This window comes from Thiocystis violacea, from assembly GCF_016583565.1.
Lineage (GTDB): Bacteria > Pseudomonadota > Gammaproteobacteria > Chromatiales > Chromatiaceae > Thiorhodococcus > Thiorhodococcus violaceus_A.
This window is the reverse complement of the sequence record NZ_NRRF01000032.1, coordinates 40,812-56,000: the sequence shown is the minus strand read 5'-3', so window position 1 is coordinate 56,000 and position 15,189 is coordinate 40,812. Positions and strand designations below refer to the sequence as shown.

The 15,189-nt window shown below is 66.5% G+C and carries 12 protein-coding genes and 1 pseudogene; 4 read left to right on the top strand and 9 right to left on the bottom strand.

Annotation, left to right across the window (positions count from 1 at the left end; all coding sequences use genetic code 11):
* Positions 1-235 (top strand): annotated as a pseudogene (locus tag CKO23_RS14020) (IS1595 family transposase); the annotation flags it as partial.
* 153 nt (positions 236-388) lie between these two features.
* Here CKO23_RS14020 and CKO23_RS14015 read toward each other — a convergent pair.
* Entirely contained in the window at positions 389-3,631 is a 3,243-nt protein-coding gene (locus tag CKO23_RS14015) for a S8 family serine peptidase (protein WP_207168547.1), read from the bottom strand.
* A 378-nt stretch (positions 3,632-4,009) separates the two neighbouring features.
* Between CKO23_RS14015 and CKO23_RS14010 the strand changes: the two genes are divergently transcribed.
* The 3 genes from CKO23_RS14010 to CKO23_RS14000 are packed head-to-tail and all read left to right on the top strand — an operon-like array spanning position 4,010 to position 6,710.
* Positions 4,010-4,588, top strand: a complete 579-nt coding sequence (locus CKO23_RS14010) for a hypothetical protein (protein ID WP_200332199.1) — start codon at positions 4,010-4,012, stop codon at positions 4,586-4,588.
* Positions 4,585-5,949: an autotransporter domain-containing protein gene (locus CKO23_RS14005; RefSeq protein ID WP_200332197.1), complete on the top strand. Its 1,365-nt coding sequence runs from the start codon at positions 4,585-4,587 to the stop codon at positions 5,947-5,949. Before CKO23_RS14010 ends, CKO23_RS14005 begins: the two co-directional genes overlap by 4 nt.
* Positions 5,946-6,710 (top strand): glycosyltransferase family 2 protein, encoded by a 765-nt coding sequence (locus tag CKO23_RS14000; RefSeq protein WP_200332189.1) that lies wholly within the window; start codon positions 5,946-5,948, stop codon positions 6,708-6,710. The genes CKO23_RS14005 and CKO23_RS14000 overlap by 4 nt, the downstream gene beginning before the upstream one ends.
* A gap of 469 nt (positions 6,711-7,179) precedes the next feature.
* Here CKO23_RS14000 and fabG read toward each other — a convergent pair whose 3' ends face one another.
* Genes fabG through CKO23_RS13960 form a run of 8 tightly spaced genes read right to left on the bottom strand, consistent with a single transcriptional unit; the run spans position 7,180 to position 14,956 of the window.
* Positions 7,180-7,902, bottom strand: a complete 723-nt coding sequence (fabG, locus tag CKO23_RS13995; RefSeq protein ID WP_200332187.1) for a 3-oxoacyl-ACP reductase FabG — start codon at positions 7,900-7,902, stop codon at positions 7,180-7,182.
* Between the two features lie 25 nt (positions 7,903-7,927).
* Positions 7,928-8,374 carry a 3-hydroxylacyl-ACP dehydratase gene (locus CKO23_RS13990; protein WP_200332185.1) on the bottom strand — a complete coding sequence of 149 codons (447 nt, stop codon included), beginning with the start codon at positions 8,372-8,374 and terminating at the stop codon, positions 7,928-7,930.
* On the bottom strand, positions 8,371-9,174 hold the full coding sequence (locus tag CKO23_RS13985) for a beta-ketoacyl synthase chain length factor (protein ID WP_200332183.1): 804 nt from the start codon (positions 9,172-9,174) through the stop codon (positions 8,371-8,373). Before CKO23_RS13985 ends, CKO23_RS13990 begins: the two co-directional genes overlap by 4 nt.
* Positions 9,167-10,366, bottom strand: coding sequence for a beta-ketoacyl-[acyl-carrier-protein] synthase family protein (locus CKO23_RS13980; RefSeq protein ID WP_200332181.1), 1,200 nt, complete (start codon positions 10,364-10,366; stop codon positions 9,167-9,169). The genes CKO23_RS13985 and CKO23_RS13980 overlap by 8 nt, the downstream gene beginning before the upstream one ends.
* A 21-nt stretch (positions 10,367-10,387) precedes the next feature.
* Positions 10,388-11,119: a methyltransferase gene (locus CKO23_RS13975; protein ID WP_200332179.1), complete on the bottom strand. Its 732-nt coding sequence runs from the start codon at positions 11,117-11,119 to the stop codon at positions 10,388-10,390.
* Positions 11,116-11,976: a polysaccharide deacetylase family protein gene (locus tag CKO23_RS13970; RefSeq protein ID WP_200332177.1), complete on the bottom strand. Its 861-nt coding sequence runs from the start codon at positions 11,974-11,976 to the stop codon at positions 11,116-11,118. Before CKO23_RS13970 ends, CKO23_RS13975 begins: the two co-directional genes overlap by 4 nt.
* A 2-nt stretch (positions 11,977-11,978) precedes the next feature.
* The gene (locus tag CKO23_RS13965) at positions 11,979-14,357 is read right to left on the bottom strand and encodes an MMPL family transporter (protein WP_200332175.1); all 2,379 of its coding nucleotides are present in this window, start codon (positions 14,355-14,357) and stop codon (positions 11,979-11,981) included.
* Positions 14,354-14,956, bottom strand: coding sequence for a LolA-related protein (locus CKO23_RS13960; protein WP_274600217.1), 603 nt, complete (start codon positions 14,954-14,956; stop codon positions 14,354-14,356). The genes CKO23_RS13965 and CKO23_RS13960 overlap by 4 nt, the downstream gene beginning before the upstream one ends.
* Between the last annotated feature and the right edge of the window lie 233 nt (positions 14,957-15,189).

Here is a 15,189-nt window from a genome sequence, read left to right as displayed (position 1 = left end):
ACGCAAGCGCGTCTGCCATGGTCGCGGTGAATACGCTCGCGACGAGGACGGCGACGGCTTTCACCAGGTCCATGTCAACACCATGGAGGGGTTTTGGTCGCTGCTGCGCTCCTGGCTGCGTCCGCACAGCGGCATCTCACAAGAAAAACTGTCGCTTTATCTGGGGTTCTTCGAATTCGTGCATAACGCCAGGCGGCGGGGACGGGCCTTGCTGGGATCACTCCTTGAGACATGATTGCAGCCTGAAGCATGTTCTCAAAACCCACGATGAGCCTCCGTCACCCGCTAGAACACGCGGCCTTGCCAGGCCGCAGTGCCCTTTTAAGCGGTTGCCTTCTGAGCACCGCCGCGCATTGCTGCGGCGCTCCAAAGGACCTACACGAGACGCTCAGGGAACGACGCGCTCTCCTGTCAGGATGAGCACGGTACCGGTTTCGTCGAAGTACAGCCGATCGTTGTCCTCGACATCGCTAGGACAATCCGCGGTCATGAGCTCGCCGCTGTCACGTGCGATGACACGGATGGCGCAATCCAGCGTGCCGGGCTTACCGCATAGATAGGCCAGCCGGCGCGCATCGGCGCTCAGGGCCGGATGCTGGGCGGCGCAGTCGCCGGCGTCCTGGCGCTGGGCGAGGAGGCTGTCCTGGTCGTTGGCATAGATGCTGCTCTGCCCGGTCTCGTCCATGCGCTCGTAGACGACTAGCAGATGCTCACCACCCAGGTCGGGGTGGGCGGAGGCGGTTGGTGTTTCTTCGCCCGTCTCGGTCCAGCTGATGCGCTGAGTGTTGCCGGCACGCAGGTCGGCCAGATAAATGTCAGCGACGCCGTTGGTGTCAGCTGTCGCGGTCAGGTTGTCGGCCGCGCTGCGGTAGACCACGTACTCGCCCCAGCCGTCGATGCGCGGCTGATCGCTGGCGCCGTTGCCGACGTCGCCGTCCACGTTACGACTAAGCAGCTCCAGCTGGTCCTCGCGGGCGTGATAGAGGTAGACATCGCGCTGGTCGTTATAGTCGTCCGGGACGAGGGCAGAGGTGGTGGCAAAGACGATTGTCTCCCCGTCGGCACTGGACTGGAGATCCTCGAGATCGCTGGGATCTAGGCCCAGGGCCGCGAACTGCTGGTGCAGCGCCAGGGGCAGCTCATCAGCGCGCATCAGCCGAGGCGCCGGAATGACGGTCACCGGCGCCGCAGCTGGATTGTCGGATCCTCCTGCGTCCTGCTCACGCTCGGCGTAGCGCTGTGAAAGTGCTGACTGCGCGGTGCCCAAACAGGCGACCGCGGCGAGGCGGGCGGTGAAGCGCGCGCCGGTGGCGACGCGAAAACCGCTCGTGAGGCGGATGCTGTTCTTGGCCACGAAGGTGATATCGGCCTTGGTGCTCACACTGACCGCACCGGTGGTGCTCAAGACTGTCTCGGATTGATAGATCTGGGTCCCGTTCAGGGTCACCGGGCCGAGCATCAACGGGCCGGGCTGACAGCCAACATCCCCATCGTAGCGGGCCGCCGAACATTGCGCCACGCCATTCAAGCCCGTGCATGACCAGGACCAGGGGCCGCTGCCGCTGACGACGCTAGGCGTGCCAACACTGCACAGATTGGTCGGTTTGATCGCCAACGTTTGGCCGTTGTCGCTGCCGCAGACAGCCGAGCCAGCCGCAACCACAGCTTCGTACGCCATGATGATGCCGTGACCTGAATTACGGTCCCATCCGGGAGCCATGATGTCGATGGCGGACGCCTTGAGCGCGGCAATGACGCCTGCGTTGCTGATTCCCGGGTTGGCGGACTTGACCAGGGCGGCCAAGGCAGCCGAATGGGGGGCTGCCGCCGACGTTCCGAAGAACGGAGTTTCAAAACCGCCGGAACCGGTCACAGCATTGCCATCCGCCGCGGTAAAGTCCGGTTTTTGCAGAACTTGGCCGCCGGTGGAACTGAAATTGCCTGGGGTAATCGGGGTTCCGTCCGCTTCGAAAAAGATATGACGGGGACCGTCCGAGGTGAAGAGTTCGACGGAATTCCCGGCATTGAAGGCATTCGGGAAGGGTCCAGTCGGTGAGCCGGGGCGATAGATATCCGCCTCCGCCGCGGGAGTGGCGGCGATGGAGATGGACTTGCGCGAACCGTTGTGGCCCAGTATCTGGCCGGACGTCGCGTATTGAAGCACGCCGTCGTAGTTTCCCACGTAAAGAAACCGTGCGTTACCGCTCTGCTTCACAATGACGATGAGATTGCCCGGCTCGACTGAAGACTCGCCGACTGATTCGAAGGGGTCTTGGCTGCCGTTCTGGACGTTGGTCGACGACCCCACCACCGAGGTGCCTGTCTTGTCGAGGACGTAGAGGTCGTAGTCGTTGCTTGATCCGCCCAGAGGATCGGCCCAGTACAGATTCACGGCCGAACCTGCGTCGACAACTCGGTTCGTGATGACGCCGGGCGCGAACAAATGGACACGACCGGTGCCGCCGACGAGGTTAGCGGCGGGTCCGCCATCGGAAAAATCGCCCTGCCAGGTACCGGAAGTGCCGCTGTCCAGGTTGCCTTCATTGCCGGCCGAAGAAAAATAGAGCGCGCCATCCGCCACGACATCGTTCACGGCTTGGGTAATGGCACCGCCGTTCGTGTTTGAAATGACGCTGGGGGCCTGCCCATCCTGGAAAGGAGATTCGGCATAGGCGGTCAGGTCGTCGACGATGATGTCGCAGCCCTCCTGGCGCAGATCCCGGATGTTCTGCGCGAAGTTCTCATCGAAGCCGCTGGCGAAAAATAACTGGGCGTTGGGTGCGAGGTCGTGGATGAGCTCCAGCATCGCCGTGCCCTCTGAGCCTGAGCCCTCTTGCCCCGGCAGCACCGTGACCGCTGCCAAGTCACCCGAGGCCTGGCTGTCCGCCAAGCCGTCGACTCCATCCGACAGAACACCGATCTTGACGCCGTCGCCGCAGATGCCGAACGTGCTCCGGGCCAGATCGGCCTTGTGCGCCTTGTCGCCCTGGGAGACCACGCTCCCCTGGGACGCGCACGACGCCAGCACCTGATTCAAAGCGCCGCCCACCTTTGGAAACGGCAGGGCGGCAGGACCGACTCCATTGCCTGCGCCATGCGTGACGACCTTGCGCCGCGGACTGATGAAGTAAATATCGTCCCAAGCCGCGATGTCATCCATTTTTTCGAACGGGACGAGCGCCCTGATGTTGTGACCGGGCGTATTGGAATGCACGATCGATGCGCCTGCCGCTACGAGGCGGTCTTGAAGGTCAGCGCTGACCTTCGCCGAGATGTCGACGTAGAGCCTGTTGCTGTCATCGAGCTCGACATCCGTCTCCAGCGTCGGGACGCCTTCTGCGACCGGTCTTCCCTGCAGCATGCGTATGGTTTGAAGCAGCCGAGAATCGATCTTGTCTTGCGCGGCGGCGCGCGATTCCTTTTCCAAGTCCAGAGCATTAATCTGCTCTATCGCGGTGGGGCCCAGGTTGCGCGCGCCCACAGGCCCTGCTTCCGTCGATGACTCAACACGGGCGCCCTGCTGCGCAACGCCGGTTGGCGCAGCCTTGGGGTGAAAGGTGTGAACCTCGATGTTGAGCCCTGGCACGCTGGCCGCGTATAGCAGCGTCCACGGCGCCGCAAGCAGTGCCATCCACGGAATCAAGTTCAGAGTGACACGTCCGCTCATCATATTACCGATCTCAGTTGAGTGAGGTTCACGCGGCTTATTGTCAGCCGAGGGCGCACAGGCCGCGAGCATAGTCTTCATTCTCCGCCCACTGCAATGCTGAATGCTGAATGGGTTTTTTCTCTAAACGTCCGGTGTCGCCCCCGGTGTCAGGATAGAGGCGCCACCCGCGTCCTTGTCGGACCTCGAGACTTGCGCGCGGCTTTCCTGCGGGTGGAGCTTGGTCGCTCGGATACACACCGACATCCTTCAACGATGTCGTGATCGATCTCCCTGCCGGTCCGGTCATGGAATCGCCTGACGCAGCAGCCGCCACGCTCTACGTTGGCCGGGTCGGGCTCCTTGAGCATTCTCGCGGGCGGCTCGCCGACCGACGCACGCGCCATCATCGGCGAGACTGGCGACGCGGTCGGCGCCGTGAGCGTCATTGGCAATGGCTCATTCTGGACGAATGCCACGGAGCTATTCGTCGGTCAGTCGGGGAGCGGATCCCTGGTGATCCAAGACAGCGCTGGCGTCAGCAGTCGGCAAGGCACCATCGGCGACGCGCCCGGCGCATCCGGCGCATCCGGCGTCGTCAGGGTATCGAGCGGCTCGATTTGGGTGGTCAACGGTGACGGCGGGGAACTGAGGATCGGCAACTTTGGCGCGGGCGTACTCCTCGTCGAGAATGGCGGCTCGGTGGTATCGCAGGGCGGTTTGATCGGCACGATGCAGGGCGGATCAGGGAGCGTCCGGATAGATGCCTCGTCCTGGAGCACCCCGTGGATTCAAATCGGGATCCTCGGCGGCAAAGGCGCACTGACGATCGATTTCGGCGGATTGGTCACCACCGACCAGGTCACCATGGGCCTCAGTTCCGATGCATCCGCGTCCATCCGCGTCTCCGGTGCGTACTCCGTCCCAGCTACCCCTTCGTGAGCAGCGCAACCGTGTTCCTCGCGGCCATGCCCGGATCATCCGGCACACTCAACATCGGCGCCCCTGCTGGTCAGCCGCCGGTGGCGCCTGGGACGCTGATTGCCGACCGCGTCAGCTTCGCCAACGGCACCGGCGAACTCGTCTTCAATCATACCTCGCGCGGTTATCGCTTTTCGCCGGCCATCACGGGTGCGGGCAGCATCACCCTGCGTTCCGGCTCGACCATCCTGGCCGGCGACATGAGCGCATTCAGCGGTTCCATTCAGGTGGAACCGACTCCCCGGCAGGTTGCTGGCTATACGACGCCCGCCGCTCAGCAGGCCACGGTCCAGGCGCTGGGCGATCAGCAGATGGTGATGGCCGTGCAGAGCCGCGCGACCCCTCATCAGCTTCTCGGTCTCACGCGCCCGATCCAGCAGGGCAGCTACGTCTTCGTGGGAGGAATATTGGGGAGCAGCGCGGTCATGGTCGGCGGTCAGGTTTCGCTAGGCCAAGCCACGCTCATCGGCGGGATCAGCCAAGGCGCTCAGGACGATGGAGACCTGACCCAAAGCACCGACCCTACCTTGGCCGCGGCCGCTCGCTTCGAGTTCGACGACCCCGTTGCCCTTGCCGGATACGCCTTGCATCCGTTCGCCGAGATCGGCGGATGGGTGACCCCCGATGAGACCCTGACACGCACCCGCGTCTATGACGCCGGTCTTGGCCTGGTCTCGGGCCATGGCAGCAGCGATGCCACCGCCTGGGGCGAATACGCTCGCGCTGGCCTGATCTGGAAGATCGACGACAAGAACCAGCTGGCTGGCTTTGCCGAGTTCGGCGGCCAAGGCGTGCGTTTCGGCCGTTACACCGAGGCCTACGGTCAGAACAACCCGTTTCCAGCGACCGTTGACTCGGGCACCCTCTCTTTCGGCGTCTTGCGCTTCGGTGCCTCGTGGACTGCCGACCTTCAGAGCGCGCTGGGGCAGCCCTGGACACTGACGCTGGCAGGCGCCCTCGCCCGCCCCTTCAGCATCGATTCGGGCCTCAGCGTCACGGAGGCCGGGCTCGACCCCATGACGGACAGCCCCTTGGGTCCGACCTGGGGCGAGTTGGGCGCCCAAGTCGATGCGCAGCTCACGAAGCAGCTGTCGGTCAGCCTGTCCATGATCGGCTGCACCGGCTCGCATGACCTCGGCTCGACCTTTCACGGAGGACTCGCGCTGAACTTGACTCGCCCCGCTCGATGCCTGGCTGCGCTACAACGGTATAATTCGCGAGACGTCCCGTCGTGGAGCCAGTGCGACGCCTCGTTGCGCCTTGCCAAACACCATGCTCGACGCGCCCTGGATGCCGCTCAACCGCCGGATCGAGAACCATGACAGAGAGGACGCGGATCGTTCTGATCCCAAGCTACGACCCGGGCCCCATCCTCTATGAAACGGTGGCGGCCGCGCGGGAGCAATGGCCGGATGTTTGGGTTGTGGTGGATGGAAGCTCGGACGGAACGGCTGCGGGGCTTGACCGGCTTGCCCAAGCGGATCCGGGGCTGAGAGTCATCAAGCTCGCCGAGAACCGGGGGAAAGGAGCCGCTGTGCTCCGAGGGCTGGAAGCCGCGGCGGCGGAAGGCATCACCCATGTGCTGACCATGGACGCGGATGGGCAGCATCCGGCCGGGCTGATCCCGCGCTTCATGGCGACCTCGGCGGAGCACCCGGACTGCATGATCCTCGGCAAGCCGGTTTTCGATGCGCAGGCTCCACTGCTCCGGGTGCGCGGTCGGCGCGTCTCCAACTGGTGGGCAAACCTGGAAACGCTCTGGATCGGCATCGGCGATTCACTCTTCGGTTTTCGCGTCTACCCGGTCGCCCCCCTGCTCGCCGTGATGCGAGGGCAGCGTTGGATGCGCCGCTTCGACTTCGATCCCGAGGCCGCCGTGCGGCTTGCCTGGCGCGGGGTCCGCCCCGTCAACATCGACGCACCCGTGCGCTACCTGAGCGCAGACGAAGGCGGAACCTCACATTTCAACTATTGGCGCGACAATGTGCTCCTGACCTGGATGCACATGCGGCTCTTGGCGGGCTTCCTGGTCAGGCTGCCCGCACTGCCAGGGCTTCGATCTCGGGCACGCCGAGCGGTTTAGGCGATGTCCGGAAATGACCTTACCCAAGTGGATCCGGATCGGTAGGATGGGCAAAGTCCGCGCTCTGGGCTCACGCCCAACCTCGACGCCAGACGGACGTGCCCATCTTGCAAGACGCCGAGCGGGGATGATGGGCACGCCCCGCCACCCTCGGCACTCCGAAAGAAGCGCATCGCCAGGGCTTTGCCCATCCTACGGGATCTTCGATCTCGGGCACGCCGAGCGGTTTAGGCGATGTCCGGAAATGACCTTACCCAAGTAGATTCGGATCGGTAGGATGGGCAAAGTCCGCGCTCTGGGCTCACGCCCAACCTCGACGCCAGACGGACGTGCCCATCTTGCAAGACGCCGAGCGGGGATGATGGGCACGCCCCGCCACCCTCGGCACTCCGAAAGAAGCGCATCGCCAGGGCTTTTCCCATCCTACTGGATCTTCGATCTCGGGCACGCCGAGCGGTTTAGGATGCCGTCACACCATGCCCCCGTTGACCGAAATCACCTGTCCGCTGACGTAGGAGGCGGCCTTCGAGGCAAGAAAGGCGACGACATCGGCCACCTCTTCCGGCCGGCCGGCGCGCTTCATGGGAACCAGCTGGGCGATGGCCTCGGTGGAAAAGTGATCCTCGCTCATCGCGGTCTCGATGATCCCGGGCGCGACCGCGTTGACGGTGATGCCGCGCCCGGCCAGCTCCAGGGACAATGAACGGGTGGCGGAGTGCAGGGCGCCCTTGGCGGCCGAGTAGTTCACCTGGCCGCGGTTGCCGAGAATGGCGGCGACGGAGGTGATCGAGATGATCCGCCCCCAGCGGGTGCGGATCATGGGCAGGGTGAGCGGCTGGGTCACGTTGAAGAAGCCGTTCAGGTTCACGTCCAGCACTTCCCGCCACTGCCCGGCGCGCATCCCAGGAAAGACCGCGTCATCGTGAATGCCGGCGTTGTTGACGAGGATCTGCACCGGCCGCTCATCGGTCAGCGCCTCCAGCACTTCCCGGCAGCGCTCCGCGTCCGTGACATCGAGGATGAGCGGCCGGGCGGCTCCACCCGCGGCCTTGATCTCATGCACCACCGCCTCGACGCGCTCTCCATTGCGGTGGCCGTGAACCAAGACCTCATGTCCATCGGCGGCGAGGCGTCGGCAGATGGCGGCGCCGATACCGCCGCTGCCGCCGGTGACGAGCGCGCGTGTTGTCACTGAATCCTCCTGGGGCGCCACTCGATCATCGCCCTGTCGCCTGGCACGGAATCGCGAGGACGATGGTCAGCCGACCGCTCATGAGTCGGCGGCCGTCCCCGTGAAGCTCGAAGTCATAAAGCAGCGCCGATGCATCCCCGCCCAGTCGATGGACGCGCACCTGCAAGGGTCCAGCGACACTGTCCAGCCGGTCGCAGTCACAAGTGAGGCCGCGAACGCTCCCCAGCATGCCCGGCGCGGCGCCTGAACCCTGCAAGGCCCCATGAATGGCGACCGCCTGCGCGGCATACTCGATGCCCATCAGGGCGCTCAGTCGGTCTTCCAAGCGCAGCGGGTTCTCCACCGAGCGATGACTCCAGGCGGTACAGGTCAGGCTGTCCCGATCCCAGGACTCGACAGCATCGTTCAGACACATGACACCCTGATGCGGGATCCGCGCCAGGATCCAGTCGCGGTCGAGCGTCTGAGTCATGGCTGAACCTCGACGATCAGTGTCTGACCATTCAGAGACTCCAACGCGACAGATGCGGCAACTCCACCCGCGAGCGCCCTCAGCAGGGGCAGGCAGCGCGCGGCGGGAACGCTGCGACGCAGCGCCTCAAGCACGGGGTCCGCGAGTCGATCCGCCGGCGCGCAGCCCAGTCCGCGCAGGTTCAAAACCGGTCCGGAACCGCCCTCCACCGCGAGCAGGAGACCCACGCCGAAGGCAGGCCCAAGCGGGCGACACTCGTTCAGGGGCGAGGGATAGGGATGGTCATAGGTCACCAGAAGCACCGGTTCCCCGTCCGTCGCGACCAGCGCGAAGGCCTCCATGAGCCCCACGACGAAGCTGCCATCAAAGGCCGAGAGGACGCTGGAGCCCGTCTGGGCACCCGTCGCAATGCCCCAGTAGCCAGAGGCCGCGTTGTTCACGGAATTGTGGAAGCGGATCGGCGAGATGCGCCGGTCCTCGCCCGCCAGCAGCTCGCAGATGGCGTGACAGTTCTCGCCGTCGCCCCCCGAAGAGGCGAAGACGGTTGCCGGCCCGGCAGGATCGATCCCCGAGTCCCGGCATGCACCCAGTCCCGCCGCGAGGGCGAGCTTGACGACCTTGCCAACCCGACGCCGCTCCGTCGGCGGAAGCCCCTCGGGGTTGGGAATCTGTGTCGGCGTCAGGGGCTGGCCGCTGTCGGCCAGGAGCCGCTCGCGCATCCCCGACCAGTCGCTCATGCCCGGTCCCACGACACCGATGCCGGCGACACGCGCGCGCATCGAGAACCCGTGCTCAGTCATGGCCGCCCTCCTGCCCCGCGCGCGCGAAGATCAGACTGCAGTTGGTCCCGCCGAATCCGAACGAGTTCGTCAGGACATTGCGCGGGCGAGCCCGGCGCGTGACTGGCTCCAACCCGATTCGGATCGCGGGATCCGCCTCGATCAGGCCGACGCTGCCGGGGATCAGCCCGTTCTCGAGTGCGAGCAGACAGAGCACCGCCTCGACCCCACCGGCGGCGCCGAGGGTATGCCCAGTGGCGCCCTTGGTGGAACTGGCGGGCACGGTCGTGCCGAAGCGCTGGGCAACCGCCTTGCCCTCGGCCAGATCGCTGGACGGCGTCGCGGTCCCATGCAGATTGATGTAGTCGATCTCGGAGGGCGCCAGCGCCGCACGCGCAAGCGCCGCGTCCATCGCCTGAAGCGCGCCCCGCGCCTCGGGATGCGGTGATGACATGTGGTAGGCATCGCTGGATTCGCCGTAGCCGCTGAGCCAGAGGCTGGCAGGCACATCAGGCTCCAGGAGGGCAAAGGCCGCGGCCTCGCCGATCGACAGACCTTCGCGATGGCGGTCGAAGGGGCGGCAAGGCCCCTTGGCGAGCAATTCCAGCGAGTTGAAGCCGTAGAGCGTCGTCAGACAGAGCGTATCCACGCCGCCGACAATGGCCGCATCGACCAGCCCGCAAGCCATCTGGCGAGCCGCGGTGGCGAAGGCCTTGGCGCTCGATGAGCAGGCCGTGGAAATGACCGCGAGAGGTCCGGTCGTGCCGACGATCCGACTGACGCACTCGGCCAGCGATGAGATGCTGTGACTGGCGCGGTAGTCCAGCCATGACGGCAGCTGGCCGTTCAGGGGATCGCGCGTCCGGTAGGCTAGCTCGGTCTCCAGAATTCCGGACGTGCTGGTGCCCAGATAGACCGCGACCCGAGCGGCCCCATAGCGGCTCACGGCGTCGCGCGCGGCGTCGAGAAAGCCGTCCTGCTCCAGCGCCAGCGCCGCGAGCCGATTGTTGCGGCAGGCGCGCGGACTGGCGCCATCCGCTGGCGGGGGCGCATCCAGTCCCTCGACCATGCCGATCCAGGTGTCGAGATCGACATCCTCGAACGCGCGGGCGGCGAGACCGCTGCGGCCGCTCACGAGGGCCTCTCGATGCGCCTCGTTGCCCCGACCGAGACAAGTCGTCAGTGTGTGTTTAGTAACGGCGATCCGCTTCAATCCGGCTTCCTTCTCACTGCGTCAGGCGGCGTTGCGCCCAGGGTCTCCAGGGTGAGCGATCAGCAGATGGTTGGCAAATGGGGTGCCGGCGCTCATGGGGACGGCCCGCACCGCGAAGCCCAGCGCGCTCAGTTCCGCCAGCCAGGCGCTGAGGGGCCGACACTGCAGTCGCCCCAGGGACTGTCCGCGCAGGCGCGTCACCAGGGCGTCCACCGCCAGGCTGATCCGAAACGGTAGCCCACCGGCGGCGTCGCCGACGCGCAAGAGCAGCGTCCCGCCCGGCTGGAGACAGGCGCGGACCCGTTCGAGCACGCGCCGCTGGTCCGCAAGCGCGATGTAGTGGAGCACGTCCAGGATGACAACGAGGCCGGCCTTGCCGAGCGCCGCATCCCGGATGTCGCCGCGCTCGACGCGGAAGACCGCTGGGAGCGCGCAGCGCGCACGGGCCACGTCACGCGGCTGCAGCTCGATTCCGCGATAGGCCTCGATCCGCGGCGGGGCCGGCCAATCCGCGGGCCAATCACCGCGCGCGTGCAGCTCGGCGGCGGCGAGCAGCCAGCTCGCCAACAAGGCCTCGCCGCAGCCGAGGTCCAAAATGGTCGTCGGGCTCGGCAGGAGCCCATCTCGAAGCATGGCGACGAAGACCGGATCGCCCCCCAGCTTGCCGCGCGCGAAGTGCCAGGCATAAGGGCCGGCGACCTTGTAGCGGGCAGCCGCGTGCGCGATCAAACGCCGTTCGAAGTCCGTACTCACGCGCCGCCCTCCTCCGCAAACGCCTCGCCCAAGGTCACGGGTTTCAGTCCAGCCGCACGGATGCGCTCGATCAGGGCCGGCAGGACCTCCAGGATCACAGCCTGCCCCCGGCTGCCGCGTGCCGCATTGCCGTCATGCAGGAGCAGGATCCCGCCCGCTCTTACCCCAGGCTCCAGGCGCGCCAGGACGCGCAGCGGATCGCGCTCGCGGGTGTCGAAGCCGCGCCGCGTCCAGCTCACCAGCTGGAGCCCAACCCGCGCGAGCACGGGTTCGAGAAAGGGATTGCGCAGCCCGGCGGGGGCGCGAAAGAAGCGCGACGGGGCGCCCGCAAGCCCAGTGAGCAGGGTCTGTGCGCGGTCGAGATCGGCCCTGATCCGACGAGGACCGAAGAGCGAAAAGTCATGACGATGCCCGTAGGAGTGGTTTTCGACCGCGTGTCCCGCGGACAGGATTTCAGCGACCAGCTCCGGATGCGCGGCTGCGCGCACGCCGATGCAAAAGAAGGTCGCCTTGACGCCATGGCGCGCCAGGATGGTCAGGACGGCCGGGGTCACGGACGGATCGGGGCCGTCATCGATGGTGATCGCGATCTCCCCGCGCCGGGCGGCGCACGGCGGCAACCCGCGCCAGTTCGGCCCGAGCCAGGTGGAGCGCGGCCAGAGTCCGGCGAGCGTGAGCACCAGATGATTGGCGACCAGCACGGCGAGCCACCACGGCCAAAGGCCTGGCCGCCACAGCCAAACGAGGGCGATCACGAGGTGCAGGATCAGACTCAGCCAAATCAGCGCCGAGGGTCGCCAGGGTCGCGCGCACCCCGCGCGATTCGCCGGCTGGCTGCTTGCGCCACATTGAGCCATGGCTAGGTCGCCCTCCCCCACCGCGGACGACTGAGCATGGCCGCGAAGAGGAGCGCCAGGAAGGCACCTGGTCCCACGGTGAGGCCGATCGCCTGGAGCACGGGGACGGAGGACGTCGCCAGCAGACCGAAACCGGCCAGGGTCGTCAGGTTGGCGAAGAGGAGCGACGCCAGCGTGCGCGGGGCCGGAATGCCGTCCGCCCCGGAGCCGCGGGCGAAGAAGAGCGCGTAGTTCGAGCCGACCGCCACCACCAGAAGGAGCCCCACCAGATGCATCAGGATGAGCGACTGACCAACCATGATCAGCGCCGCGGTCACGGTCAGCACCGCCGCCAGGAGCGGCAGCACGACCCGCCAGACGGCCACAACGGACCGTAGCGTGATCGCGAGCAGCACGAGCACGGCCAGGAATCCGGCCAGTGATAGCCAGATCGCTTCTTTCAGATAGTCCGCGTAGAGCGCGTCGGATTCGCGCTTGAGCTGGAGCAGGCGCAGCGTCACGCCGTCCGGGTGCGCGGTCTCCGCCAACGCCTCGGTCAGCCGCTCGGCATCCATGTCAAGGTTGCCGGCAGCGTCTTCCGCCGCTCTGAGCGGCAGTGTGACGCGCCAGCCGTCGGCCCCCTCGTTCAGCATGGAGACCACCGCGAGCGCGAATGAGGTCTCGGCCAGCGCATCCGCCCCGATCGGCCCGCCCTGCCGTGCCGCGTCGACATCGTCGAGAAATGGCTGAAGTCGCTCGGTCTTGAGGGGCAGATCGGCCGTCGCGGCCGTCAGCCTGGCGGCCAGGGCATCGCGATCCGGCAGGCTTGCGAGCCTGGCCTGCTGAGTCCGCAGACTGGGCAGGTAGGTTGCTGGGCTGTCGAAGCCCGCGATGGCGCCCTCCTCGACCAGTCCGCTCAATGTCTCGGCGACCCGCTCGGCCTGACCCAGCGCGGTCTCGCGGTCCGGGGCGTCGATCACGACCAGCGCGCTTGCCTCGGGTGCGCCCATGTCCGCGCGCAGCCGTGCATCCAGGGCCTGAGCCTCGGGTGAGACCGGGCTCAAGGCGAGCAGCGAGTCGTTCCAGAGCCCGTCGCGATGGGTCCAGATCACCAGCAGGCCAACCAAACAGATGACCGGGACCAGCCAACGCAGTCGCGCCAGTGCAGCGGTCATCCGAACGAGCGCCTCGCCAAAGGCCGTCAGGTCGCGGAGCTTGGGCTTGGCTGGCAGAAAGGCCGGCAGCACCAGGCGCGTGACCAGCGCCGCCGCGATCAGACCGGTCGTGGAGTAGAGCCCCAGCTGGGCGAGCCCAGGGAACCCGGAGCCCAGCATGACGCCGAAGCCGCAGATCGAGGTCAGCAGACCGATCCGGATGGTCGGCCAGAGCCCGACCATCGCCGCTTCGTCAGAATCGGCGCCGCCGCGCTGGACGAAGAGATAGATGCCGTAGTCGACCGCCTCACCGATGAGGGTCGCCCCGAAACCGATGGTCAGGCCGTGGACGACACCGAAGCCCAGGCTCACGGCGGCGATGCCGGCCAGGGCGCCGGTCACCACGGGCAAGAGCCCGAGGAGCAGGACCGGCACCGAGCGGTAGACGAACAGCAGCAGGGTCACGATGATCGCGGTGGCGAGCAGCGCGATGCGCGTGACCTCCGCCTTGATGGTCGCGCGCGAGCTGACCGCGAAGACGCCAGGTCCCGTCTTGACCAGCGCCAGCGCCTCGGCGTCGGGTAGCGCCGCGCGGGCGCTTGCAAACGCCGCGTCGATCTCCGCGAGTGCGGCCTCCTGCCCATCGAGATCGGATCCGGCCGCGCGCGTCAGGGCGAGCAGCAGGGCCTGCTGCCCGTCGCGGCTTACCCAGACCCCTGCGTCACGCCTTGGCTGCGTTCCGGATTCGATCCGCTCGAGGATCTGGATCAGCTCGGACGTCGGGTCGCGCGGCACCAGGTCCTCGATCAGCATCCCGGCGGGCGAGACGAGCCAGTCCAGCGTCTCGGTCAGCGCGGCACGCAAACCCTCGACGGTGAAGCGCTGCGCGTCGACCGCCGGACTCAGGAGATAGCGATGCGCGAAGAGCCAGGCGCGGTCCTTCGCCAGCGCCGCCTCGTCTCCATTCGTCACCAGGTCGAAGGTTCCGCTCGAACGCAGTGCCGCAGCCATGGCCTTGGCGACCTGCGCGCGCTGCGCCATTTCGCCGCCCGCGATGGCGACCAGAACCAGTCGCGAGACCGTCCCCTCCTGGAGCTGATCGACCAGAAGCGCCTGCTCGGGCGTGGGCGACCGGGGCAGGAAGACCGACATGTCGGCCGAATAATCGGCCTTGACGACCAGCACCACCAGCAGCACGACGGCCATCAGCCAGCCGAAGAAGCGCGCGAGCCTGCCGCCTGTCGTCATGATCGGGCGTCACCGATCTCGATGACGCTGCGATCGCCGTCCGTCTCGATCATCTCGACCCGCTCGACCTGCCCGCCGCGCCCGACGAGGTGGATACGGCGCAGCGCGGGCGTCAGCTCGGGCTCTCTGGGCAGGAGGTCGAGGATCCAGGCGTCCGGCGTGCCGGCATGATTGATCGTGAAGTCGCGTTCGAGCCGCGCGCGGTCGCCGCCCAGGACCGCCCTGAGACTACCGATGAGGAGCGCAACGCTGGGATTCTCGCGCAGGGACATCGCCCGACGGCGGCCGTCGCGGACCAGCGTCAGGGTATCGCCGTCCAGGATCGCCGACTCCTCACGCGGCTCCCGAGTGTGGCGCTCCAGCCGGTCGGGCGGGATATAGACCAACTCACCGCGGGCCTCGATCGGCCGATCGAGCAGCGCCAGGTGGCGTGTCTCGACGAAGCTCACACGACCGTGTGGATGATCGGCCAACAGCCTCATGAGCGCGTCCAGGTCGAATCCTGCGCAGAATGCGGGCGAAGGATTCCAGAAGCAGCAGGCCAGGATCCAGACCAGGAGGAAAGACGGCTGGCAATGTCGGGGGCGTCGGGATGGCATTCGGTTGGATGGGCTCCAAGGTGACTTCCGGACATGACTTTACCAAAACCACAAACGCCGATTGAACTGCACGCCTCGGCGCGAGCGGCCCATCATTGACCCAAGCTCGGACTCGAACTCATGGGTCCCCACGCGGGCCGGATGACCCGCTCCTGCACAATCCTTCCTTACTGGACAAGATCCGCTGAAATCGGGACAATTCGCCGCGATTTGCCGCCGATTCCGTCCGGACG

Bases quoted from the DNA above. Each gene is read 5' to 3' on its own strand.
- CKO23_RS14015 (WP_207168547.1), bottom strand. From the start codon at position 3,631: ATGGCACTGCTTGCGGCGCCGTGGACGCTGCTATACGCGGCCAGCGTG.
- CKO23_RS14000 (WP_200332189.1), top strand. From the start codon at position 5,946: ATGACAGAGAGGACGCGGATCGTTCTGATCCCAAGCTACGACCCGGGC.
- CKO23_RS13990 (WP_200332185.1), bottom strand. From the start codon at position 8,374: ATGACTCAGACGCTCGACCGCGACTGGATCCTGGCGCGGATCCCGCAT.
- CKO23_RS13985 (WP_200332183.1), bottom strand. From the start codon at position 9,174: ATGACTGAGCACGGGTTCTCGATGCGCGCGCGTGTCGCCGGCATCGGT.
- CKO23_RS13970 (WP_200332177.1), bottom strand. From the start codon at position 11,976: ATGGCTCAATGTGGCGCAAGCAGCCAGCCGGCGAATCGCGCGGGGTGC.
- CKO23_RS13965 (WP_200332175.1), bottom strand. From the start codon at position 14,357: ATGACGACAGGCGGCAGGCTCGCGCGCTTCTTCGGCTGGCTGATGGCC.
- CKO23_RS13960 (WP_274600217.1), bottom strand. From the start codon at position 14,956: ATGCCATCCCGACGCCCCCGACATTGCCAGCCGTCTTTCCTCCTGGTC.